Here is a 23,229-nt window from a genome sequence, read left to right on the forward strand (position 1 = left end):
GCGCGTGGTCAGGGAGCCGGGAGCAAAGGGCTCGCTCTCAAGGCGCGTCTTCGCGGCGCTCGTCGCCGCCTGCGCGGTCGTCGCCGTGGTGGTGACGGCCGCGGCGTCCGTTCTCTACCAGTCCGCCTTCCTCGCCGACGAGCACGACCAGCTCGCGGGGGAGTGCCGGACGGTGGCGTCGCTTCTCGACGGCACCGACGGCGCCTCCGTGCTCGAGGGGCTCGACTTCGCGGGGATCCGCGTGACGCTCGTCGCGCCCGACGGCACGGTGACCTACGACAGCCTGACCGATGCCTCCACGCTCGAGAACCACGCCTCGCGCCCCGAGGTGGCGGCGGCGCTCTCCACGGGCGTGGGCTCCTCCGACCGTGCGAGCGAGACCTCCGGCTACGTGAGCCTCTACGAGGCCGTGCGCCTGGAGAGCGGCGAGGTCCTGCGCCTGTCCGTGGACCGCGCGGGCGTGGCGGCCTTCCTCATGCAGGACGTGGCGCTGCTTGCGGCGCTCGCGCTCGTGGTGGTGGCGATGAGCTGGCTCGTCTCGCGCCGGCTGGCCGACCGCTTCGTGCGGCCGATCCTTGAGATCGACCCGTCCGTCGGCGACGGGGTGGCCCCCTACGAGGAGCTCGACCCGCTCGTCACGCGCCTGAACGAGCAGCACGACGAGCTCATGCGCCGCATGGAGGAGATACAGGACGCCGCCGACATGCGCCGCGACTTCACGGCCAACGTCACGCACGAGCTCAAGACGCCGATCGCCTCCATCTCGGGCGCCGCCGAGCTCATCCGGGACGGCATCGCGCGGCCGGAGGACGTGAGCGGCTTTGCGGGGCGCATCTACGACGACGCGCAGCGGCTCTCCCTGCTCGTGAGCGACATCCTCACCCTCTCCAAGCTCGACGAGTCCGAGCGCGCGGGCGACCGCGAGGTCTTTGGGCGGGCGGAGACCGTCGACCTCATGTCCGTGGCGACCGACGTCGTGGGGCGCCTGCGCGACCGGGCGCTGCGCAAGAACGGCGTCACGGTGAACCTCTCGGGCATCTCGACGCCGCTTTTGGGCAACGCGCGGCTGCTCGACGAGCTCGTGAGCAACCTCGTGGAGAACGCCGTGCGCTACAACCGCCCCGGCGGCAAGGTCTTCGTGTGGGTGCTGCCCCAGGGCGGGCACCCCTGCCTGCGCGTCTCCGACACCGGCATCGGCATTCCCGAGGAGGCGCAGGCCAAGGTCTTCGAGCGCTTCTACCGCGTGGACAAGGGGCGCAGCCGCGACATGGGCGGCACGGGCCTGGGCCTTGCCATCGTCAAGCACGCCGCCACCTACCACGGGGCCGACATCCGCCTCGAGAGCGTCGTCGGCAAGGGGACCTCTATCACCGTGACGTTCCCGCGTTGACGCAAGGGGGCGGCCCCTGTCGCCGCTCTCAGGCGATGATGGGGCCTGTTGGGCGGCGATCGACGGCGTCGACACTCGCGATGCGCTGCTGGGGGGCGGGCCTAGCTAAGTCGCAGCTCCCAGAGGTTCGACCAGCCGGGCAGCGGCAGCCCCGGGTAGGGGAGCCAGACCGGCCGGTGCCGCGTGAGGCCGCGCGCGGCGTAGAGCGCGTTGGCCGGCACGTTGGCCACGTTCGTGTTGAGGCGCACCACGCGAGCCCCCAGCTCCCGCGCCCCCCGCACGCCGGCGACGAGCAGGGCGTCGGCCACGCCGCGCCCGCGCGCCGCGGGGTCCACGGCGAGGAGGTGCCAGCACGCCACGTCCTTCTCGGCCCGCCGTCCCCACGAGGGGCCGCCGAGCCCGGAGCCGTGCCCGGGGGCGGTGCCGTCCCCCATGTCGGCGTCGTGGTCCACGGCCACGGCGCCGAGAAGGGCGGCGTCGTCCGCGGGCCTGCCGTCGCGCACGGCCGCGGCGTCGAAGGCGCCCCAGTACGCGCCTGCGGCCAGGAGCTCTGCCGCCATCCCGATGGGCGGCCACACGTCCTGCACCCAGCCCGAGGTCCCGGGCTCGGCGTCCACGCGCCGGTAGAGACCCTCGAGCCTCTCGGCCCAGCGTCCCGAGACGGGGATGCGGCAGACGGCGATGCCGGCGGGCTGCTCGATGGCGCGGCGGGGGTGCCGCACGTCGTTCCTCTCGACCGTGGCCAGAAGCTCGCGCGCCACGGCGGCGGGCGCCATCTTGGGCAGGTTGTGATCAATCCCGGGTTCCACCACCTTGCGGGCGCCGGGGATGGCCGCCACGATGCGGTCCGTCTCCTCGGGGAGGATCTCGTCGAACTCGCCCACCATCACGGTGACAGGGCAGCCCACGGAGGCAAGCGAAGCGGCGTCAATTTGCGGGTTCTCCACCATGAGCTGTAGGAGCTCCGCGATCTGCGCGGACTCGGCGGGCGAGGGTACGGGCGTCCCGTCCTCGAGCGTGGCGCCCTCGAAGCCCTCCTCGGCCCAGCGGCGGTTCTCCGCCGCGGCGAAGGCCATCCAGTCGGTGTCCTCCTTGGGCAGCCCCGCGGGCGTGAGGTTGGCCCCGAGCGCGGTGAGCGAGAGCACGTGCGCGCCCCAGTCGCGAGCGAGGAGGAGCCCCAGGATGCCGCCGTCGGAGAAGCCGAGCACGTGGACCTGCGCCACGCCGAGCCGCGCGCAGGCCTCGATGGCGTCCGCGGCCATGAGCTCGTAGGTGAGCGGCCGCGCTGCGCCGCGCGTGCTCGCGCCCTGCGCGCGCGAGTCGAGCGCCACGACGGAGCGGCCGCTCGCGCACACGGCGTCGATCACGGGGCCAAAGATGCCGTGCTCCTCGCCGTTGCCGTGCAGCATGAGCACGGGCGGCACGGAGAGGTCGATGCCAAAGGGCGTCCCCGGCTCGTCAGCCACGCCCGCCGGCGCGTAGACCCAGGCCACGATCGTGGCGCCGTCCGGCATTGGGCACTCCACGCGCGCCGCGAGCGGCGTGGCCGGCAGAGCATACGGCCTCGGAACATGCACGGGCGGCGGGGTGGGGGTCATGTGGGTTCCCTTCGGTAAGACGGGCCGATCAAGTGCGGGCGGGCGAGAAGGTCCGCCGCGAGTTCCGCAGCCGCGCTCTTTGCGGCGAGGACTGCCTGAGCGCCGGATCTTCTCGCCCGCCCTTCTCGCTACTTGGAGCGAACCTGCGACGGGTGCTTCTCGAAGAAGTCGTAGCGCGGGGGCAGGGGCACGATCTTGTGCTCCTCGGGCGCCTCGCCGAGGGCGGAGGCCAGCTCAACGGGCCCCTCGAAGGCGTGCTCCCAGCTGAAGAACAGCTCGGGCGAGAAGCCCAGGTGCTCGCAGATCTTCTCGCAGCCCGAGGGGACGGCCGGGTGCATGAGCAGGGCCGTCGTGCGCAGCGCGCAGAAGGCGTCGGCAAGGGCCGCCTCGTAGGCGGCGTCGTCTCCCTTGGCGGCCTTGGAGGCGTCGTCCCAGCGCTTGTTGGCCGCGCGGCAGAACTCCTCGGCCACCGCGAGGGCACCGTGCGCGTCAAACCCGTGCGCGCAGCGCTCAAAGGCGAGCGTGGCCTCGCGCGCGGCGTCCGTGGCCTCGGCGCTCGGCGTGACGGCGGGCAGGTGCGCGTCGCAGACGTTGGCGGCGCCGTAGAAGCAGCTGCGCGCCAGGCGGTTGAAGATGTTGGTGAGGAAGGCGCTCTCCTTGAGGGCGGGGTCCACCACGCGCGGGTCGTCGCGGACGAGCACGTCCTCGCCGGTCTTCTTGTCCTTGTGGCTGACGGACGTGTCGAAGGCCTTGGGGTTGAAGGAGACGGCCTTCTGGTCCAGGCCCAGGGACAGCCAGTGCGCGCGCAGCTGCTCGGGCGTGTAGTGCTCCAGGAGCTCGGCGGCCATCGGCGGCGCGATCTTTCCGGAGCTCGAGGCCTTCTTGTTCATGAACAGGATGTGGTAGTTGGCCACGGGGACGTCCTGCGTGAGGCCCCAGCCGAGCGCCTCCCAGAGCGCGGGCTGCGCCACGCAGTAGAAGTAGATGTTGTCCTGGCCGATGAACTGGTAGACGCGGGCGTCGTCCGCGCACCACCAGTCGTGCCAGTCACGGCTGGAGTAGCGGCCGTCCTCGGCGAGGCCGAGCGCCGTCTGCGTGAAGGAGATGGGCGCCCACAGGCTCTCCGGCCACACCCACACGGTGAGGCCCTCGGTGCCGTCGAGCGCCGGCGCGGGAACGCCCCACTCGATGTTGCCGGTGATGCGCAGCGGAAGCAGGCACTTGCCCGTGCGGAAGCGCACGCCCGCGGCGTCGAGGACCTCGCGGGCGCGGTCGCGCGCCTCCCAGCCCGAGAACGTGAGCGAGAAAGACTGCTGGCCGCCCTCGGCCTCCGTGAGCGTGTGCTCGGGAAGCTCGGCGGCAACGGCGTCGTAGGCCTCGCGGAACTTGGTCTGGACGTAGATCACCGGGTCGACGAGGCTCTCGCGCACGGTCTTGGTGACCACGGCGCGCACCTGCGGGTCTGCGTCCCACTCGTCCATGAGGCGCTCGAGCTCCTCCCGGAAGGCCGGCAGGTCGAAGTACCAGTTGTCAACCGGCCGCAGCTCGGGGGTGGTGCCGGTGAGCTGCGAGACGGGCGCGATGAGCTCCTCGGGGTCGAACTGGTGGCCAAGGTCGCACTCGTCGGCGTAGGCCTTCTCGGACTTGCAGCCGCGCACGGGGCAGCGGCCCTGGACCTGGCGGCCGTTGAGAAACGTGCCGGCCTCGACGTCATAGAACTGGCGCGTGGTCAGGCGGTGCAGGTGGCCGCGCTCGTGCAGGCGGCGGATGAGCTCGTCGGTGAGGCGGGCGTGGACGTCTGCCGCGGGCGGGAGGCCCGAGCCCGCAAAGAGGTCGAGCGAGATGCCGTAGGCGTCGAGCGCCGCCTTCTGGGCGTCGTGGTTGGCGCGCACGTAGTCCTCGATCGTGCCCTGGTAGCCCTCGTTCTCCACCTTCTTGCGGAAGCCCTCCGCGATGGGCGAGCCGTAGCAGTCCGTGCCAGAGACAAAGAGCACGTTCTCGGGCCCGATGCGGTCGCGCAGGAACCGGGCGAAGAAGTCGGCGGGCACAAAGACGCCGCCGATGTGGCCGAAGTGCAGGTTCTTGTTGCCGTACGGCATGCCGCCGGTGATGACGGCGCGCCGTGGGAAGCTCGGGCGGGTGTCGGGCATGGACGCTCCTTCTCGTTGGGTGTAGCCCTCATATTCTCGCACTTCTCGGCGCGGGCGCCAACGGTCCGCCGGGCACGGGCGGCGCGGGCGCGTTTGGCGCGGACGCCTCGCGCACAGCCGCGCTTTCGGCGCCGCGCCTTCGATGCCGAAAGCGTGAGCTTCGACGAGTTTCTGAGAGAAGCTCACTCAAAGTCACGTTCTTCTCGCTCGAGGCGTGACTTCGAGCGAGTTTGCGGCGCCAGCTCACTGAAAGTCACGCTTTCAACCCCCAGAGCGTGACTTCGAGCGAACTTTCGCTGCCGGCTCGTTAAAACTCACGCTTTGGGTTCCAGCGCGTGACTTCGAGTGAGTTGACGAGAATGACCTCGCGCAAAGTCACGCTTCCGGCGCGGGAAGCGTGAGCTTCAGCGAGTTTATGAGAGAAGCTCACTCAAAGTCACGTTCTTCTCGCCGAAGCGTGACTTCAAGCGAGCTGACGTCGCCGGCTCACACAAACTCACGCTTTCGACCCCCGGAGCGTGACTTCGAGCGAGCTGGCGGCGCCGGCTCACGCAAACTCACGCCGCGCCCGGCGAGAAGAACGCGCTCCCGCGGCGTCGCCTATACTGGGCGCATGAGATCGCTGGCGCACATCGACGTGCTCGGGAACGCGGAGCTGCAGGGGAGCATCATGCGGCTCTCCCTTGCCGCCTTCGTCGCGGGGCTTGTCCTCGCGATCGCAGCGGCGCTCGTCACGGGCGCCGACGGAGGCGCGGCGGCGAGTCCGTGGTGGTGGGTCGCGCTCGTCGGCCTCACGGCGGCGGCCCTCCCCGTCCACGAGCTCGTGCACGGGGCGGCGTTCAAGCTGCTCTGCCCGGGCTGTCGCGTGACCTTTGGCCTCAAGGACGCCTTCCTCTACACGTGCGCCCACGGCGCCACGCTCGCGCGCGGCCGCATGGCGGTGGTGCTGCTCGCGCCGGCGGCGCTCGTCACGGCGGCGCTTGCGGCCGGCGCCCTCGCCGCGGGGTGCCCCACGCTTGCGGTGCTGCTCGCGTCGCTTCACCTGGCGGGGTGCGCGGGCGACGCCCTCATGGCGGCCGCGGCCCTGCGCGAGCCCGCGTGCACGCACGTGCGCGACACCGACACGGGCGTGGAGCTGCTCTCGGACGCCGCGTGAGGCCGTGGCTATACTGTTCGTCGACGCACCGACTGCTCGCACTGCCCGCACGCGCCGTCTGCCCGCGCTACCTGCCCGCACCGCCGCCACACGCCGGCAAGAGCCGCCAAGAAGAACGGGGGACCCACGATGACGCCGCTTTTGCTGCACGCGTGCTGCGGGCCGTGCTCGCTCGAGCCTCTGCGCCTCCTGCGCGAGGAGGGCTTTGAGCCCACGATTCTCTGGACCAACCCCAACATCCAGCCCGTCTCCGAGTGGCGTCGGCGCCTGGACACGCTGAGCGCCTGGGCGGCGGAGGTGGCCCATGTGGACGTCATCGTGGCGGGGGACGACCGCGCCCTCTGGGAGCGCGCCTGTGCGCCCGCGGGCTTTGACCGGGAGCGCCGCTGCCGCGCCTGCTACGCTCTGCGGCTCGCCGAGGCGTGCCGCGTCGCGCGCGAGCGGGGCTTCGAGCACATCTCCACGACGCTCGCGGTCTCGCCCTACCAGCTCTTTGACGCCTGCGGGGAGATTCTCGCCGCCACGGCCGCGGCCCACGGCCTCACGCCGGTCTGGCGCGACTTCCGCCCGTATTACCCCGAGGCCACGCGCGAGTCCCGCGAGCTGGGCATGTATCGCCAGAACTACTGCGGCTGCCGCTTCTCCGCCGCCGAGGCGGCAATCGAGCGCCACGAGGCCCGCGACGCCCGCAAGCGCGCAAGGGCGGAGAGGCGCTCGGAGGGCGCGGCCGGAAGGGGGAGCGCCCAGCAACTATAGAGCGGCCCTGGTCCGACGTGCTCGCGCGGGACGCGCGGCCGCCGCCCGGCTCCGTTCACGACGAGGCGGTCGGCCCGTCGGGTCCAAGATTGTCGCCTTCGCCGACGACCCCAAGTGACGACCCCAAGTTGTAAGGGTTTTGGCAAGTCGGGGTTCTTCTCGCCGGACGGGCGTCCCGCTGCCGTAAGGTGGGGTGTCACGAGAAAAGCCCCGAAGCGAGAAGGACGGTGGGACCATGATCGAGTACCTCAAGACAGGCACCGACGGCACGATGGAGCGGCTGGAGGCGCCGGAGACCGGCTGCTGGGTCAACGCCGTCGCTCCCACGGCCGAGGAGCGAGAGCTGCTGGAGCGCGAGCTCGGCGTGCTGCCGGAGTTCGTGGGCTCCGCCCTCGACGAGGAGGAGACCTCCCGCATCGACTACGACGACGACGCCAACCAGATCTTTGTGATCGTGGACTACCCCACGGTCGAGGAGGACGGCGCCCCCGCGCGCGGCTCGCTGCCGCTCCAGTACGACACCATGCCGCTCTCCATGGTGTTCCTGCGGGACCGCGGGATGTTCGTCACCATCTCCATCCTCGACAACCCCGTGGTCTCCGATCTTGCGGCAGGGCGCATCCGCAACGTGGACACCCACTACCGGACGCGCTTCCTGCTGCAGATGCTCCTGCGCGTGAGCCAGCTCTACCTTCTCTACCTGCGCCGCATTGACCGGCTGTCCTCCCATACCGAGGCGCGCCTCCACGCCTCGGTCAGAAACGAGGAGCTCATCCAGATGCTCAACCTCGAGAAGTCGCTCGTGTACTTCTCGACCTCGCTCAAGTCCGACGAGGTGACGCTCAACAAGATCGCCCAGGGGCGCATCATCCCGCTCTACGAGGACGACCAGGACCTGCTCGAGGACGTGCTCGTCGAGGTGCACCAGGCCATCGAGATGGCCAACATCTACTCGGGCACCCTCTCCGGCACCATGGACGCCTTTGCGAGCATCATCTCCAACAACCTCAACATCGTGATGAAGGTGCTCTCCGTCATCACGATCGTGATGGCGATCCCCAACATCATCTTCGGCTTCTACGGCATGAACGTGGACCTTCCCTTCGACGGGGTCCCGTTCTTTGACAACTGGGCGTTCCCGATCGTCATCGCCGCCGTGTGCTGTCTGGTGGCCGCCTGGATCTTCAAGCGCAAGGGGATGTGGCACTAGCGAGAGGGGCCCGGGGCTCCCGGCCCCGCCGCCGGTGGTATCGTAGACGGCTGGAAAACCGCCGAAAGGAATCCCATGCGCACCGACGACTTCGACTACCCGCTGCCCGACGAGCTCATCGCCCAGGCCCCGGCAGAGCCGCGCGACTCCTGCCGCCTGCTCGTGCTCCATCGCGAGGACGGCTCCGTGGAGCACCGCCGCTTCTCGGACATCCTCGAGTACCTGGAGCCCGGCGACCTCGTCGTGGCCAACCAGACGCGCGTCATGCCGGCGCGGCTCGTCGGCCGCAAGCGCGGCACCGGGGGAGTCTGCGAGACGCTGCTGCTCAAGCGGCGCGAGGACGTCGATGCGCTTGGCGGCGTGTGGGAGTGCCTGGTCAACCCCGGCAAGCGCCTGCGCCAGCCGGGCACCGTGATCGAGTACCGCGCGGGCGGCCTCCACGCGCCGGAGTCGGCGCCGGTGGTGCTCACCGGTGAGATCGTCGACTTCGTCGAGGGCAGCAAGGGCGGCCGGCTCGTGCGCTTCTCGCCGGCGGGGGAGAGGGCCGACGGCACGCCGCGCACGCTCGACGAGGCCATCCACGCGGCCGGCCACGTGCCGCTGCCCCCCTACATCACGCAGTACGAGGGCGACCCCGAGAAGTACCAGACGGTCTACGCCATGACGGAGGAGCACTCCGCCGCGGCGCCCACGGCCGGGCTCCACTTCACGCCCGAGCTCATCGAGCGGATCCGCGAGAGGGGCGTGGGCTGGGCGACGGTCGAGCTCGAGGTGGGGATAGACACCTTCCGCCTGGTCACGGAGGACGACCCGACCCAGCACGTCATGCACACCGAGCGCTACCACGTCTCCCGGGAGGTCGTCGACGCGATCCACGCCACCAAGGCGGCGGGCCACCGCGTGATCGCCGTGGGCACGACCTCGGTCCGTTCGCTCGAGAGCGCGTGGGACCCGGACGCCGCGCCGAGCGTGCCGCCCGTGGCCGCGCGCCGCTTCGAGGCCGCGGCCGGCACCGGTGACGTCGTCGCGCGCGAGAACGCCACCACGAACCTCTACCTCATGCCGGGGTCGGACTTCCACGTGGTGGACGCCATGATCACGAACTTCCACGTGCCGCGCTCCACGCTCATGATGCTCGTCTCGGCCTTCGCCACGCGCGACCAGATCATGGCCGCCTACGCCGCCGCGATCGAGGAGCGCTATCGCTTCCTCTCCTTCGGCGACGCGATGCTCATCGTGTAGCCGCGCCCGCAGGCCCCCTAGCGCGTGGCGAGAAGGACCACCACGAGCACGAGAAGCGCCAGCGCAAGGACGATGACGGCGCCAAAGACGACGCGCTCGCGGCGCGTGCGGGCGCGCAGGTCGCGCTCGGCCTGGGCGAGCCCCTCGACGACCCCCTCCTGCCGGGAGACCTCGAGCCTTTTGCCCTCGACGCTTCCCCTCAGCCGCTCGGTCTCCTCGGGCGTCGCGTGGACGTCCTCGGCCTCGTCGAGCAGGGCCTGGGCCTGGTCGTGGCGCTCGGCGGCCTCGTCGTGGTCGGCCTTTGCCTCGTCGGCCCGCGTCCTGAGCTCGGCTATGCGCTCCTCGAGCGAGCGCTCCTCGGCGCGGTCGCGCTCGACCATCGCCTCGTACTCCTGACGGTGGGCCTCGTACTCCCGACGGGCCTCCTCGGCCTCGCGCTGGGCGCTCTCGAGCGACTTGTTCTGCGTCCAGAGGTGCGTCTGCGCCGCGTCGACGGCCGCCTGCGCCTCGCGCGTGGCAACGCCCACCTCGGCCCGCGCCGACTCGACGTGGGCAAGCTCGGCGGCGACCTCGCTCTGGAGCTGCGCGAAGGCGCTGCCGCCCCCCTCGCGCGTGCGGCTGAGCTCGTCCTGCGCCCTGCGCAGGCGCGCCTGGGAGCTGTCGACGGCGCGGTTGGCCGCGGCGATGCTCTGCTCTCGGCGGTCGGTCGCGCTGCGGACCTGCCCCTCGGCGGTCTTGACCGCCCGCCTGGCCTCGGCGACCACCCGCGTCGCGTCATCGAGCCGGCCGCGGGCCCCCTCGGTGAGGCGGCGATAGGGCCGCTGCTCGCGCTCGTGGCTCTCGCGCATGAGCTCGAGCTCCTTGGAGGCGCTCGCCGCCTCGCCCTCGAGCTCGTCCACGCGGGACCTCATGGCCTCGACCTTCTCGCCCGCCTCCCGTGCGACCTGGGACTGCTCGCGCACGATCTCGTCGTAGGAGCCCTCGACCTCCTCGCGACGGGCAAGGACGCGCTCCTCCTCCTCGAGCGCGTCGAGCATCGCGCGCAGCGTCCCGCGCGCCCCCGCGTGGCGCCGGGCCGCCTCGTGAACGCTCCTCACGGCCGTGAGGCCGCTCATGAAGGTCTCCGCCGCGCCGCTTGCCGCCCCGCGCGCCGCGTCGAGGACGTCCGTGCCTCCCGCACCCGCCTCGGACGGACCGTTTGCCCCCTTGTCGCGCCGCTCGTCGACGAATTCGTCCCCTCGTGGCTCGCCCATGCCAGCTCCTCTCATATTTACGCAGCTCAGGGGTCCCGTCATACAGGTCCTCGGAGCCGTGTTCCCCCGGCCTGCGCGCGTCCGCTTATCGCCTGAGTTCATACGTTCGGCCAGAACGCGCGTGTCAATCTGTTCCACGTTTGCTAGGATAGGCGATGTGGTTTTTCGGGGGATGCAGATATTCCCCGTCCGTTTGGGAATTTCTGGAAAGGGAGTCCGCAACATGGTTTCTAAGCAGACGAGCATCATCAACGCCACCGGCCTTCACGCCCGCCCCGCGTCCGTCTTCGTGACCGAGGCCAAGAAGTACCAGTGCAACGTCACCATCAAGAACGTCGACAAGGACTCCGCGCCCGTCAACGCCAAGTCCATCATGATGATTCTGGCCGCCGGCCTCGGCACCGGCACCAAGGTCGAGATTGCCTGCGACGGCGCCGACGAGCAGGAGGCCCTGGACGCCCTCATCGCCCTCATCGACTCCGGCTTCGGCGAGTAGTCGAGCGGCGACGCCCCATCATTTCTCGATGGTTCGACCCGGCGCCCCTGCGGCGCCGGGTCCTTTTGTGTAGGATGGGTCATTGTTTCGACTGCGAGGGGCCGGCGAGAAGGACGACGAGGTCCGCCGCGCGTTCTTGCCGCGCCCTTTGCGGCAGGCCGTCCGAGCGCCGGACCTCGTCCCCCTCTCGCCGGCCCCTCACATGAGGGAGGGCACCCATGGACCAGAGCCTGTTCAAGTACGACATCCTCGCCGAGGACCCGGCGACGCACGCGCGCGCGGGCGTCCTGCACACCCCCCACGGGGACGTCCCCACGCCGATCTTCATGCCCGTGGGCACCAAGGCCACGGTCAAGGGCCTCATGCCCTCGACCTTGCGCGAGCTCGGCACCAAGATCTTGCTCGCCAACACCTATCACCTCTCCATGCGCCCGGGCGCGGACCTCGTGGCCGAGATGGGGGGCCTCCACGGCTTCATGCGCTGGGACGGCCCCATCCTCACGGACTCCGGCGGCTTTCAGGTCTTCAGCCACGAGGAGTACTGCAAGCTTTCGCGCGACGGCGTGCGCTTCCGCGCCGTCGACTACGACGGGAAGTGGGTCTCCTGGACGCCCGAGGACAACATGGAGATCGCCCAGAAGCTCGGCGCCGACATCGTGATGCAGCTCGACCAGTGCGTGGGCTATCCGGCGCCGCGCCGCAAGGTTGAGCGTTCCGTGGAGCTCTCGAGCCTGTGGGCCGAGCGGTGCTATGCGGCCCATACCCGCCCGGACCAGGCGCTCTTTGGCATCGTCCAGGGAGGGATGCACCTCGACCTGCGCCTCAGGAGCCTGCGCCACCTCGAGGAGGCCGGCGACTTCCCGGGCTATGGCATCGGCGGCTACTCGGTGGGGGAGGACCACGAGACGATGTTCGAGACGCTCGAGCCGCTCGTCTCCGAGCACATGCCGCGGAGCAAGCCGCGCTACCTCATGGGCGTGGGCAACCCCACCACGCTCGTGCGCGCCGTCGCCTGTGGCGTGGACATGTTCGACTGCGTGCTGCCCACGCGCACGGCGCGCACGGGCTCGGCGTTCACGAGCGAGGGGCGCCTCAACTTCCGGCACGCCCGCTTCACGCACGACGCCCGCCCGATCGACGAGGCGTGCGACTGCCCCGTCTGCGCGGGCGGGTTCAGCCGCGCCTACCTGCACCATCTCGTCCGCCAGCACGAGATGCTCGCGGGCATCCTCATCTCCCAGCACAACATCCACTTCCTCCTCGACCTCATGCGGCGCGCCCGCGGGGCGGTGCTCGCGGGGACCTACGCGGCGTTTCTCTCCGACTGGATGGCATCGCCCGCCGCGCAGGACTGGTAGCGCCCGCCGCCCCCGGGCGCCGGGCGCGTCCGGGGGTTGCGCTATGATGGGTGCGATAGACAGCCGGCGCCATGCGCCCCACCCCAAAGAGGCACCCATGAGAGACAGCCTGCAGGCCTGCCCGGGCACCGCCCGGAGGGCCCCCTTCCGCGGACGCCGCGCGTCCGCCCAGCCCCGCACGCCCCGCGCGCCAAGGGGCGTGCGCTAGATGGCCGGGCTCGACGGCAGCCGCCGCTGGGCGGTGCTGCCCCACGACGAGGCGGCCGAGCGCGCGCTCGTCTCCGAGCTCGGGGTCCCCTCGCTCGTGGCCCGCGTGCTCGCCGCCCGCGGGCTCTCGGACCCTAAGGACTCCCGGGCCTTCATCACCCCGTCGCTCGCGCGCGACTGGTGCGACCCGCTCTGCATCCCCGGCATGGGCGAGGCGGCCGACCGCCTCGAGCGCGCGCTCGAGGCCGGCGAGACGATCGCGGTCTTCGGCGACTTCGACGTCGACGGCATGAGCTCGACCTGCCTGCTCACCCTGGCGCTGCGACGCATGGGCGCCGACGTCCACCCCTTCATCCCGCATCGCTTCGGGGAGGGCTACGGCCTCTCCCGCGAGGCGCTCGACCGCGTGCGCGCGAGCTGCGCGCCCGACCTCGTGGTGACCGTGGACAACGGCATCGCCGCGGCCCGCGAGGTGGCGTGGCTCGTGGGCGAGGGCGTCGACGTGGTGGTGACGGACCACCACGAGCCCGCCGACCTCGTCCCCGAGGGCGTCCCCGTGACGGACCCCAAGCTCTCGCCGGGGTGCCCCTCGCGCGAGCTCGCCGGCGCGGGGGTGGCCCTGAAGCTGGTCTGCGAGCTCGGGCGGCGCCGGGGCATGCCCGAGCTCTGGCTGGACTACGTTGACGTTGCCGCCCTCGGCACGCTCTCGGACATGATGCTGCTCGCGGGGGAGAACCGCGCGCTCGTGGCCGAGGGCATCCGCCTCATGCGCCAGGGGGGCCGCCCCGGCCTCGCCGCGCTCGCCGCGACGGCGGGCACCGACATCGCGCAGGTGACGGCCGACGGCCTGCCCTTCTCGGTCATCCCCCGCCTCAACGCCGCGGGTCGCATGGGCTCGACCGACGTCGCGCTCGAGCTCCTGCTCACGGACGACCCCTCCGAGGCGATGGTGCTCGCGGGGAGGCTCGAGGCAATCAACGCCGAGCGCCGCGAGACGGAGTCGGCCCTCGCCGAGGCCGCCCTCGCCGAGGCCGAGCGCACCTACCGGGGCGGCCGCGCCGTCGTGGTGGGCGGGCGCGGCTGGCACGAGGGGGTGAAGGGCATCGTCGCCTCGCGCCTCGTGAGCCGCTTCCACGTGCCCTCGATCGTCTTCACCGTGGGCGAGGACGGCATCGCGCGCGGGTCGGGCCGCTCGGTGGGGTCGGTTGACCTCTTCCACGCCGTCGAGCAGTGCTCCGACGTCCTCGTGCGCTTTGGCGGGCATGCGGGCGCCGTGGGCGTCACCTGCGAGGAGGCGCGGATCGACGAGTTCCGCGCGCGTCTGTCCGCCGCGCTCGACGCCCTGCCCGCCGAGCAGTTCGAGGACACGGGGGAGGTCACGGCCGTCGTGCGCCTCTCCGAGCTCACCGTGCCCTCCATCGACGCCCTCGAGCTCCTCCAGCCCTTCGGCCAGGGCAACAAGAAGCCGCTCTTCGCCGTGCGCGGCGTCACCATGCGCAACCGCGCCCGCGTCGGCGCCGACGGCGCGCACGTGCGCTTCGTGGCCACCGACGGGGCGAGCTCGGTCCCCGCGATCATGTTCCGCGCCCCCGACCCGGAGCGCACGGCATCCTGGGAGGGCGTCGTCGACCTGGTCTTCGAGGCGGTGAACGAGACCTGGCAGGGCAGGACCAAGCCCAAGCTCATGGTCAAGGACGTGCTCTTCCGCCTGCCCGACGAGCACCCCTCCTCGCCGAGCCTCGCCGACGAGCTCATGGCCCGCGAGGACGCCCGTCCCGTCCCGCCCGTCCGAGCCGACGAGGCAGACCCCGAGGAAGACCTCGTTGCCGCGGCCGGGGGCGCGCGGGCGCGCGCCCGGCTCGCGGGGCTCTCCGGGGGGGAGCTCGACCGGGTCCTTCTCGACAGGCTCATCGGGGGCCACGAGCTGCTTCCCGCTCAGGGAGAGGCGCTCGAGCGCCTCGCCGAGGGGCGGTCGTGCCTGGCCGTCATGGCAACGGGCCGGGGCAAGTCGCTGGTCTTTCACCTGCACGCCGCGCGCGAGGCGCTCGCCCGCGGCCGGGCGAGCGTCTTTGTCTACCCGCTTCGCGCCCTTGTCGCCGACCAGGCCTTCCACCTGCGCGGGGCCCTCTCGCCGCTCGGGGTCTCCGTCGAGGTCCTGACGGGGGAGACCCCCGGGACGGAGCGCGAGCGCATCCTGGGGGGCCTGCGCTCGGGCGCCGTGGACGTGGTCCTCACCACGCCGGAGTTCCTCTCCATCCACCGCGTCCGCTTTGCCGAGGCGGGCCGCATCGGGTTTCTCGCCATCGACGAGGCGCACCACGCGGGCCTGGCCCGAGCCGGCGATCGCGACGCCTATCTCGACCTCCCGCAGGTCCGCGCCGCGCTCGGCGGGCCCGTCGTCCTGGCCGCCACGGCCACGGCCGACCCCGGGGTCGCCCGCGCGATCTGCCGGCTCGCCGGGATCGGGGAGGAGGACGTCGTCGTGGACGACGCCTGCCGCGCGAACCTCCTCGTCGAGGACGGGCGGGGGCTGCGCGACCGCGAGGCCGCGCTCGTCTCCATCGTGGCCTCCGGCGAGAAGTGCGTGGTCTACGCAACCTCGCGCGACCAGGCCGTCTCCCTCGTGCGGATGCTGCGCCACCGCGTCCCCGAGCTCGCCGCGCGCACGGCCTTCTACCACGCGGGCCTCTCCCGCGAGGTCCGCGCCCGCGTCGAGCGGGCGTTCCGGGGCGACGAGCTTGCCTGCATCGTCTCCACGAGTGCCTTTGGCGAGGGGGTGAACCTTCCCGGGATTCGCCACGTGGTGCTCTGGGGGCTGCCGCTCGACCAGGTGGCCTTCAACCAGATGAGCGGCCGCGCCGGCCGCGACGGCGCGCCGGCCACGGTCCACCTGCTCTTTGGCGCGCGCGACGTTCGCCCCGACGAGAGGATCCTGGCCGCGGCGGCCCCCACGCGCGAGGTCCTCGTCACGCTCTACCGGACGCTCCGCGCGCTCTGCGCCGCGGGCGGCCCCGTCGCGCTCGACGACGCGGCCATCGCCCGGGAGGCCGCGCTGCGCGACCCCTCGCTCGCGCTCGACGAGCGCGAGGTCGAGTGCGGGCTTGCGATCTTCTCGGAGCTCGGCTTTCTCTCGACGAGCGGGTGGGGCGCGACGCGTCGCATCCTCATGGAGCGCTCGCCCGCGCGCATGGAGCTCTCGCGCTCGGCGTGCTACGCGGAGGGCGTGCGCGCCAAGGCCGCCTTCGCGGCGTTCAGCTCCTGGGCGCTCTCCGCCGACGCCTCGGAGCTTCTCGCCCGCATCAACCGCCCCATCACGCCGGACTTCGGTATCATCGTGCGTGAAGGGAAGGGTGAGGCCCATGAGCGCTAACGAGTACACCGCACCGCCGCAGGCTCCTCGCGGGGGCAGGAAGGCCGTGCCCGACGCCGCCAACTACCGCCTTTTGCAGTCGGCCTGCGAGGCCTACCTCGACGACGAGGGGCGCGAGAAGGTCGAGCGGGCGTACCGCTTTGCCGCGGACTACCACCGCGACCAGCGTCGCCGCTCCGGCGAGCCCTACATCAACCACCCCGTCGAGGTGGCGCTCATCCTGGCCCACGACCTGCGCATGGACGAGGACACCATCTGCGCCGCGCTCCTGCACGACACCGTGGAGGACACCCCGGCCACCAAGGACGAGCTCGTCGAGCAGTTCGGCGAGACCGTTGCCGACCTCGTCGACGGGGTGACCAAGCTCACCTCCATCGAGGTCTCGTCCATGGACGAGAAGCAGGCCTGGAACCTGCGCAAGATGTTCCTCGCCATGAGCCGGGACATCCGCGTGGTCATCATCAAGCTGGCGGACCGCCTGCACAACATGCGCACCCTCGCGGCGCTGCCGCCCGACCGGCGCCAGTTCAAGGCGCGCGAGACCATGGACGTCTACGCCCCGCTTGCCGACCGCCTCGGCATCTCGTCGGTCAAGTGGGAGCTCGAGGACCTTGCGTTCTTCTGGCTGGAGCCCGAGGAGTACCAGCGCGTTGCCCGCATGGTCCAGGACTCCCGCGCCCAGCGCGAGGACGACACCGAGGCCGCCATCAAGACGCTCGACGACGAGCTCAAGGCCGCCGGCCTCAAGGATTACCAGATCACGGGCCGCCCCAAGCACCTCTGGAGCATCTACCAGAAGATGACGCGCAAGGGGCGCGAGTTCTCCGACATCTACGACCTCATCGCGCTGCGCGTGATCACGCAGACGGTGGGGGACTGCTACTCGGCGCTCGGCGCCGTCCACTCGCTCTGGAACCCCATGCCCGGGCGCTTCAAGGACTACATCGCCACGCCCAAGGCCAACCTCTACCAGAGCCTGCACACCACGGTCGTGGGACCCGACGGCAAGCCGATCGAGATTCAGATCCGCACGGTGGAGATGCACGAGGCGTCCGAGTACGGCATCGCCGCGCACTGGCTCTACAAGAAGGAGGGCAACTCGCGCGGCCGCATGAGCGCCGAGGACCGCGCCATCGACTCCACGATCAACTGGATCAGGAAGACCCTCGACTGGGCCGCCGAGGACGACATCGACGACCCCCACGAGTTCCTCGACAACCTGCGCGTGGACCTCTTTGAGCACGAGATCTTCGTCTTCACGCCCAAGGGCGAGGTCATGAGCCTGCGCCGCGACGCCACGCCGCTCGACTTTGCCTACGCCGTCCACACCGAGGTGGGCAACCACTGCGTGGGCGCCAAGGTCAACGGCTCGGTGGTGCCGCTCTCCTACAAGCTCAGCATGGGCGACCGCGTGGAGATTCTCACCAACAAGAACGCCAAGCCGAGCCGCGACTGGATGGCCATCGTCGTGATGCCCTCCACGCGCGCCAAGATCCGCAAGTACTTCTCCACCCAGACCAAGAACGACGACGCCGAGTCCGGGCGCACCGAGCTCGCCCACGAGCTGCGCAAGCGCGGCTACGGCATCTCCACGCGCCGCACGGTCAAGGCCATCGAGCGCGTCTGCGAGCACTTTGAGCTGCGCGGCCCGGACGACCTGTTCGCGAGCATCCACACGGGCAAGGTCTCCGTGAAGCAGGCGGCCAACCGCATCGAGGAGATTCTCGAGGAGGGCTCGCCCGAGCAGCTTGCCGCCCAGGCGGCCGAGGCGGCGCGCCACGCGGAGCACGAGCGCGCCATGAGCTCGGGCGCCCCCGTCATGAAGTCCTACGTCATGGCCCAGGCCGCGCGCGGCAAGCGCCGCAAGGGCAACTGCGGCGTGGTCGTGAAGGGCGACGCCGACCTGCTGGTGCACCTTGCGCACTGCTGCAACCCCGTGGCCGGAGACGAGATCGTGGGCTTCATCACGCGCGGGCGCGGAGTCTCCGTGCACCGGGCCAACTGCCCCAACGTGGCCGACCTCAAGAAGAACCCCGAGCGCATGATCGAGGTCGCGTGGGACACCTCGGGCGCCACGGAGTTCAGGGTCGAGATCGTGGTGGAGGCCACGGACCGCATGGGCCTGCTCAAGGACATCACGGTGGCGATCGGCGACGCGGGGGCCAACATTCTCTCGGCCGCCACGCAGACCACCTCGCAGGGCGTCGCCCGCCTGCGCTTCCTCGTGGCGATCTCAGACGCGAGCCTGCTCGACGTGCTGCTCGCCGCCGTGAGCCGCGTGCCGAGCGTCTTCGACGCGCGCCGCATCATGCCCGGCGAGGGTGCCAACCAGATGAAGCAGCGGGTGAAGTAGCTTCGAAGTGGGGCAGGCCGGGGCGTCTTTGCGTGCCGGCCTGCCCCACTTTCTCTGGGGCTCGCATCTACGTTCTATAGAAAAAGCCTCTCGGATTATGCCGATAAAACGCATGGCACAGCAGATGGCAATCGCAGCGAACTCGAGCAGAAGGAAGTTTTCGGCAATTCCTGCCAGAAAGGGATTGGAGTGTTTTCTCTCCCACATTAAGACGCAGAGGGTGACAAACATGGACCCTCCCAAGGAGACGGTGACGAGCCGATTGTTTGCTAGCAGCAGAAGAATCGCCGAGAGCGATGCAAGCGACGCTCTGTTTGGCCTCCCCGCCATAGCGTGCTTCCTCCCCGTAAAGTAAATCATTAATAGAACCTATAGCTAACGGGCGTCCTAACGGTGTCATAGTACGTCCAGCGTTCGGGGAAGGGAATGAACTGCTCGCGAACAGTTATCTTGTATTTTATGATGATTCCAGAAGTTGAATCCCCTCCGTTGACAAATGTCAGGATTCCTGTGGCCGCTAGGGACAGGAGACTTACGACTTCAGGCACATTAAGCTTAAGTTTGGTCGCAATAAAGATGCAAACATCTGCGAAATATGCCGCTTTACCTACGGCATCCTGAATCTCATTCCAAGAAAACGATTCTTCTTCATAGGTTACCGAGGCATTTCTCAGGATTGGAACGTCGCCTAATCCGCGGTCTTCGATAGATGAATCTTCGAAGGATGAGCTTGTTCCAAAAATAATCATTGCATTGGTTAGGGAAGAGTACATGACACCGGATTCACTATCATATTCTAGAAAAAACGAATCATGACAGGTAGATTGTACGGAAGCTGTTCTTATAGCCCCTCTATCATCCATTGAGACTGTCCATATATAAGCAAGATTTCTTTGGGCAGAGCGTCAATTAAGGAGTCCTATGGCCGAGAAGAGAGACGAGCTGCGGCGCTTTGTGGTGACGCCGCTCGCAACCAACTGCTACGCCTACCTGAGCGCGGGGGAGTGCCTGGTCGTGGACCCCGGCGGCTCCGGGGCGGAGGTCGCGGCGCGCCTGGGGGAGGCGCGTGTCGCCTGCGTGGCAGCGACGCACGGCCACGGCGACCACGTGGGAGGCGTCGCGGCGCTCTGCCGTGCGACGGGAGCGCCCTTCGCAATCCACGCGGCCGATGCCGAGCTCGCGCGCCATGCGGGCGAGATGAGCGAGGTGGGCCGCAGCTACGACGACAACGCGCCCGCACCGGACCGCACCCTCGCCGAGGGCGACGTGCTGCGGGTGGGCACGGCCACCTTCACCGTGATGGAGACGCCGGGGCACACGCCGGGTGGCGTCACGCTCGTGGGCGGCGGCAGCGCCGAGGGCGTGGCCTTCGTGGGCGACACGCTCTTCCCGGGCAGTCACGGCCGCACGGACCTTAAGGGCGGGGACGAGGCCACGATCATGGCCTCGCTCGCGCGCATGGCGGCCGAGATTGCCCCCGAGACCACGCTTTTCTGCGGTCACGGGCCGGCCACCACGATGGCTCGCGAGCTCGCAACGAACCCGTTTTTGCGCTGAGCAGCGGTGCGAGCAGGCCGCGCGTGACAAGGAGCTCCAGCGCAAACTCAAGCTTGCCGATGAGGGAGCCAACCTCATGAACGAGGCCTTTCTAAAGGTCGGGATTGAACCTCAGCATGAGGGTGAGACCTCGAGTCTAGCTATGAGGAGCTCAAGGAGCTTGCCTATCGTGAGCGATACGGTGACTTGTTTGGGTGGTCGGAGTGAGCGCCTCCGGAAAGACCGTTCTTCTCGACACAAACATCTGGGTTGATCGCTACTCAAGCGTACGGCCGGGGCATGCTGTTGCCTCCGAGTTGTTCAAGGCCGCTTTTGAGAAGGGCTGCAAGCTGCTCTATTCCGTCACTTCGTCGAAGGACCTCTTCTACCTGATTGCGTCTGACTACAAGGCATGGGCAAGGGACAAGTGTGGCGGCACCCTCACGCATGCCGCTGCTGCGGCGGCGACCGAGATGGCGTGGGGCTGCGTGGGCAACATGTGCGAGATTGCCACGGCAGTGGGCTGCGACCAGTCGGACGTGTGGCTCGCGCGTAAGCGCAGGCGCCTCCATGGGGACTTCGAGGACAACCTCGTCCTCTCCGCGGCGGACCGCGCCAAGGCGGACCTGTTCGTCACGAACTACGAGCGGCTGCTGCGCCATGCTCCCGTCGCCGCGATGGGCGTGCGCGATGCCGTTGCCTACCTGCAGAGCCTCGAGTAGCGCCCGTCCGGCCCCGGATGCTGGCCGCTCTGGTATAGTCGTTCTGCCGGCAGGAGCCGCCCAGGCCCGAGTGGCGGAATGGCAGACGCGGCGGTCTCAAAAACCGCTGAGGCAACTCGTGTGGGTTCGAGTCCCACCTCGGGCACCAGATACCTTGGTTGGCGAGAAGCGCATCCTTCTTACCGCGGCGCCGCATGCGCTAGTCCGGATTCGTGGTGGCCCCGTGCGCACCGCCTGTGCCCCGCGCGGTTTGGGTATAGTGTCAGCGTACGCAAGCACCCAAGGGAAGGAAGCGCCATGGCACTCTCGAGCGAGGTCACCCAGGTCCTGAACGAGCAGATCAACAAGGAGATGTACTCCGCCTACCTCTATCTCACCTTCGCGGACTACTACGAGGACCGCGGCCTCAAGGGCTTTGCCAACTGGTACGAGATTCAGGCCAAGGAGGAGATGGACCACGCCATGGCCTTCCGTCGCTACCTTCTTGACAACGACTTCAAGCCCACGATGGAGGCCATCGCCAAGCCGGACAAGGCCTTCGAGAGCGACCTCGAGCCCCTCGAGGCCGGCCTCGAGCACGAGGAGTACGTCACGAGCCTCATCCACCACTGCTACGAGGTCGCGCACGCCGCCCACGACGTACGCACGATGAAGTTCCTCGACTGGTTCGTCTCCGAGCAGGGCGAGGAGGAGACCAACGCCCGCGACATGATCACCAACATGAAGCTCTTTGGCTGCGACCCCAAGGGCCTCTACGACCTGGACCGCGAGTACCAGGCCCGCACCTACGTCCAGTCCACCTCCCTCAACCTGTAGCCACGGCAGGGGTGACGGGGCAATCTGCCATGATGACAGCTTGCCCCGTCACCTTTTCGGCCCTGTGGCCCTTGTCAGGTTGTGGAGAATGTCTGGCGAGAAAAAGTCGTTGTCGCGGCACTGACGGCGTGCTATTCTCGTCAAGTGTGCTTTTGCGAAGAGGGACGAACGTCCCCACCTACACGGCGCCGCTTGGCAGCTGTCTGGTCAGACAACGAATGACTCCCGCCCCAGGGGCGGGCACTGTCTCCCGGACGCCGCATGGTGCCGGGAGCTTTTTTATGCGGCGCGAGCCGCGCGAGAGGAAGGGGTTCGACATAGCCAGGAACGACGGTCCTCGCATCAACGAGGAGATTACTTCACGCACGTGCCGCCTGATTGGCATCGACGGTTCCCAGATGGGTCTGTTCGGCGTGCGCGACGCGCTGCGCATCGCGCGCGACCAGGGGCTTGACCTCGTGGAGATCGCGCCCAACGCGGAGCCTCCCGTGTGCAAGATGCTCGACTACAAGAAGTTCAAGTACGAGCAGGACCGCAAGGCCAAGGCCGCGCGCAAGAACCAGGCCAAGGTCGAGATCAAGGAGATGAAGTTCCGTCCCAAGATCGACGTGGGCGACTACGAGACCAAGAAGGGTCACGTGATGCGCTTCCTCAAGAAGGGCGCCCGCGTCAAGATCACGATCATGTTCCGTGGCCGCGAGATGGCCCACCCGGAGCAGGGTCGGATGGTGCTCGATCGCCTTGCCGAGGACCTCAGGCCGTTTGCCACGGTCGAGCAGCAGCCTCTCATGGAGGGCCGCAACATGCACATGACCATCGTCCCGATCAAGGGCGCCTTCGACGTCAAGCCGGAGGACAACGCGGACGAGACTGTCACGACGGAGAAGGAGAACTAGACATGCCCAAGATGAAGACGCACAAGGGTACGGCCAAGCGCTTCCGCCGCACCGGCTCTGGCAAGATCATGCGTGCCAAGGCGTTCAAGAGCCACATCCTGACCAAGAAGTCCCCCAAGCGCATCCGCGGCTTCCGCCAGGAGACCGTCCTCGCCCCCTCGGACGTCAAGACCGTCTCCCAGCGTATGGGTTCCAACTAGGCGCGCATGCGTCACCGACTGAAGTTTCCAGCAAGGAGTTGATCAGATATGGCACGAGTCAAGCGCGCCGTCGCCGGCCGTAAGAAGCGTCAGACCCTCGTCGAGCGCACCAAGGGCTACTATGGCGTTCGCTCCCGCACCTTCCGCGGCATGAAGGAGCAGGCGCAGCACTCCGGTCAGTACGCCTACCGCGACCGTCGCAACAAGAAGCGCGAGTTCCGCGCCCTGTGGATCCAGCGCATCAACGCCGCCGCCCGCGCGAACGGCCTGTCCTACAGCCAGCTCATGCACGGCCTCAAGGTGGCCGGCGTCGAGCTTGACCGCAAGGTCCTCGCCGAGATTGCCTACAGCGACGAGCAGACCTTCGCCGACATCGCCGAGGTCGCCAAGAAGGCCCTCGCCGAGTAGCGTGTAAAAGGGACAGTCACTTTTGCACATGCAAGCGCCCCGAGCACAGGCTCGGGGCGCTTTTTTGGCCGATTGGGTCGTGTCGCGCCACCCGCATAACCTTTACGACATG

General features: G+C 69.2%; 20 protein-coding genes and 1 tRNA gene. 17 read left to right on the plus strand and 4 right to left on the minus strand.

Features of this window, described 5'->3' with window-relative positions; genetic code table 11:
* The first annotated feature begins 4 nt into the window (after positions 1-4).
* Entirely contained in the window at positions 5-1,390 is a 1,386-nt protein-coding gene (locus tag B5F84_RS03015) for an ATP-binding protein (RefSeq protein WP_087320612.1), read from the plus strand.
* A 101-nt stretch (positions 1,391-1,491) separates the two neighbouring features.
* On the opposite strand, the gene B5F84_RS03020 is transcribed toward B5F84_RS03015, so the two are convergent.
* Together B5F84_RS03020 and B5F84_RS03025 are read right to left on the minus strand one after the other, a co-directional pair.
* Positions 1,492-2,916 carry a bifunctional alpha/beta hydrolase/GNAT family N-acetyltransferase gene (locus B5F84_RS03020; RefSeq protein ID WP_239378212.1) on the minus strand — a complete coding sequence of 475 codons (1,425 nt, stop codon included), beginning with the start codon at positions 2,914-2,916 and terminating at the stop codon, positions 1,492-1,494.
* A gap of 200 nt (positions 2,917-3,116) precedes the next feature.
* The gene (locus tag B5F84_RS03025) at positions 3,117-5,138 is read right to left on the minus strand and encodes a class I tRNA ligase family protein (RefSeq protein WP_087320616.1); all 2,022 of its coding nucleotides are present in this window, start codon (positions 5,136-5,138) and stop codon (positions 3,117-3,119) included.
* Between the two features lie 613 nt (positions 5,139-5,751).
* Here B5F84_RS03025 and B5F84_RS03030 point away from each other — a divergent pair.
* From B5F84_RS03030 to queA, 4 genes are all read left to right on the plus strand, one after another.
* Positions 5,752-6,294, plus strand: coding sequence for a metalloprotease family protein (locus B5F84_RS03030; RefSeq protein WP_158094467.1), 543 nt, complete (start codon positions 5,752-5,754; stop codon positions 6,292-6,294).
* A 129-nt stretch (positions 6,295-6,423) separates the two neighbouring features.
* Complete coding sequence (locus B5F84_RS03035) at positions 6,424-7,050, plus strand: epoxyqueuosine reductase QueH (RefSeq protein ID WP_087320622.1); 627 nt, start codon at positions 6,424-6,426, stop codon at positions 7,048-7,050.
* 235 nt (positions 7,051-7,285) lie between these two features.
* Positions 7,286-8,260: a magnesium transporter CorA family protein gene (locus tag B5F84_RS03040; RefSeq protein WP_087320625.1), complete on the plus strand. Its 975-nt coding sequence runs from the start codon at positions 7,286-7,288 to the stop codon at positions 8,258-8,260.
* A gap of 75 nt (positions 8,261-8,335) precedes the next feature.
* Complete coding sequence (queA, locus tag B5F84_RS03045; RefSeq protein WP_087320627.1) at positions 8,336-9,502, plus strand: tRNA preQ1(34) S-adenosylmethionine ribosyltransferase-isomerase QueA; 1,167 nt, start codon at positions 8,336-8,338, stop codon at positions 9,500-9,502.
* 17 nt (positions 9,503-9,519) lie between these two features.
* Here queA and B5F84_RS03050 read toward each other — a convergent pair whose 3' ends face one another.
* Complete coding sequence (locus B5F84_RS03050) at positions 9,520-10,755, minus strand: hypothetical protein (protein ID WP_087320631.1); 1,236 nt, start codon at positions 10,753-10,755, stop codon at positions 9,520-9,522.
* 223 nt (positions 10,756-10,978) lie between these two features.
* On the opposite strand from B5F84_RS03050, the gene B5F84_RS03055 reads away from it, so the two are divergent.
* The 5 genes from B5F84_RS03055 (at position 10,979) to B5F84_RS09545 (ending at position 18,894) form a co-directional block, all read left to right on the plus strand.
* Complete coding sequence (locus B5F84_RS03055) at positions 10,979-11,251, plus strand: HPr family phosphocarrier protein (protein WP_087320634.1); 273 nt, start codon at positions 10,979-10,981, stop codon at positions 11,249-11,251.
* Between the two features lie 218 nt (positions 11,252-11,469).
* Positions 11,470-12,609, plus strand: coding sequence for a tRNA guanosine(34) transglycosylase Tgt (tgt, locus tag B5F84_RS03060; RefSeq protein WP_087320638.1), 1,140 nt, complete (start codon positions 11,470-11,472; stop codon positions 12,607-12,609).
* Between the two features lie 208 nt (positions 12,610-12,817).
* Positions 12,818-16,186, plus strand: a complete 3,369-nt coding sequence (gene recJ, locus B5F84_RS03065) for a single-stranded-DNA-specific exonuclease RecJ (protein ID WP_087320643.1) — start codon at positions 12,818-12,820, stop codon at positions 16,184-16,186.
* Entirely contained in the window at positions 16,176-18,539 is a 2,364-nt protein-coding gene (locus B5F84_RS03070; RefSeq protein ID WP_087320646.1) for a bifunctional (p)ppGpp synthetase/guanosine-3',5'-bis(diphosphate) 3'-pyrophosphohydrolase, read from the plus strand. Before recJ ends, B5F84_RS03070 begins: the two co-directional genes overlap by 11 nt.
* Before the next feature lie 112 nt (positions 18,540-18,651).
* Positions 18,652-18,894, plus strand: coding sequence for a hypothetical protein (locus B5F84_RS09545; protein WP_158094468.1), 243 nt, complete (start codon positions 18,652-18,654; stop codon positions 18,892-18,894).
* Positions 18,895-18,898: 4 nt separating this feature from the next.
* Here B5F84_RS09545 and B5F84_RS09440 read toward each other — a convergent pair whose 3' ends face one another.
* Positions 18,899-19,402, minus strand: a complete 504-nt coding sequence (locus B5F84_RS09440) for a hypothetical protein (RefSeq protein ID WP_143786037.1) — start codon at positions 19,400-19,402, stop codon at positions 18,899-18,901.
* 58 nt (positions 19,403-19,460) lie between these two features.
* On the opposite strand from B5F84_RS09440, the gene B5F84_RS03075 reads away from it, so the two are divergent.
* From B5F84_RS03075 to rplT, 7 genes are all read left to right on the plus strand, one after another.
* Positions 19,461-20,096 (plus strand): MBL fold metallo-hydrolase, encoded by a 636-nt coding sequence (locus tag B5F84_RS03075; RefSeq protein ID WP_087320649.1) that lies wholly within the window; start codon positions 19,461-19,463, stop codon positions 20,094-20,096.
* Positions 20,097-20,299: 203 nt separating this feature from the next.
* Positions 20,300-20,797: a PIN domain-containing protein gene (locus B5F84_RS03080; RefSeq protein WP_087320653.1), complete on the plus strand. Its 498-nt coding sequence runs from the start codon at positions 20,300-20,302 to the stop codon at positions 20,795-20,797.
* A gap of 64 nt (positions 20,798-20,861) precedes the next feature.
* Positions 20,862-20,945, plus strand: a tRNA-Leu gene (locus B5F84_RS03085).
* 149 nt (positions 20,946-21,094) lie between these two features.
* A complete protein-coding gene (locus B5F84_RS03090) occupies positions 21,095-21,613 on the plus strand; it encodes a ferritin (RefSeq protein ID WP_087320656.1) in 519 nt (172 codons plus the stop codon).
* Between the two features lie 281 nt (positions 21,614-21,894).
* Entirely contained in the window at positions 21,895-22,509 is a 615-nt protein-coding gene (gene infC / locus B5F84_RS03095; protein WP_087320659.1) for a translation initiation factor IF-3, read from the plus strand.
* Positions 22,510-22,511: 2 nt separating this feature from the next.
* Positions 22,512-22,709, plus strand: coding sequence for a 50S ribosomal protein L35 (rpmI, locus tag B5F84_RS03100; protein WP_087320662.1), 198 nt, complete (start codon positions 22,512-22,514; stop codon positions 22,707-22,709).
* A 48-nt stretch (positions 22,710-22,757) separates the two neighbouring features.
* Complete coding sequence (rplT, locus tag B5F84_RS03105) at positions 22,758-23,117, plus strand: 50S ribosomal protein L20 (RefSeq protein ID WP_087320665.1); 360 nt, start codon at positions 22,758-22,760, stop codon at positions 23,115-23,117.
* Positions 23,118-23,229 lie beyond the last annotated feature (112 nt).

Origin of the sequence: Olsenella sp. An290, assembly GCF_002159535.1 — a bacterium.
GTDB lineage: Bacteria > Actinomycetota > Coriobacteriia > Coriobacteriales > Atopobiaceae > Thermophilibacter.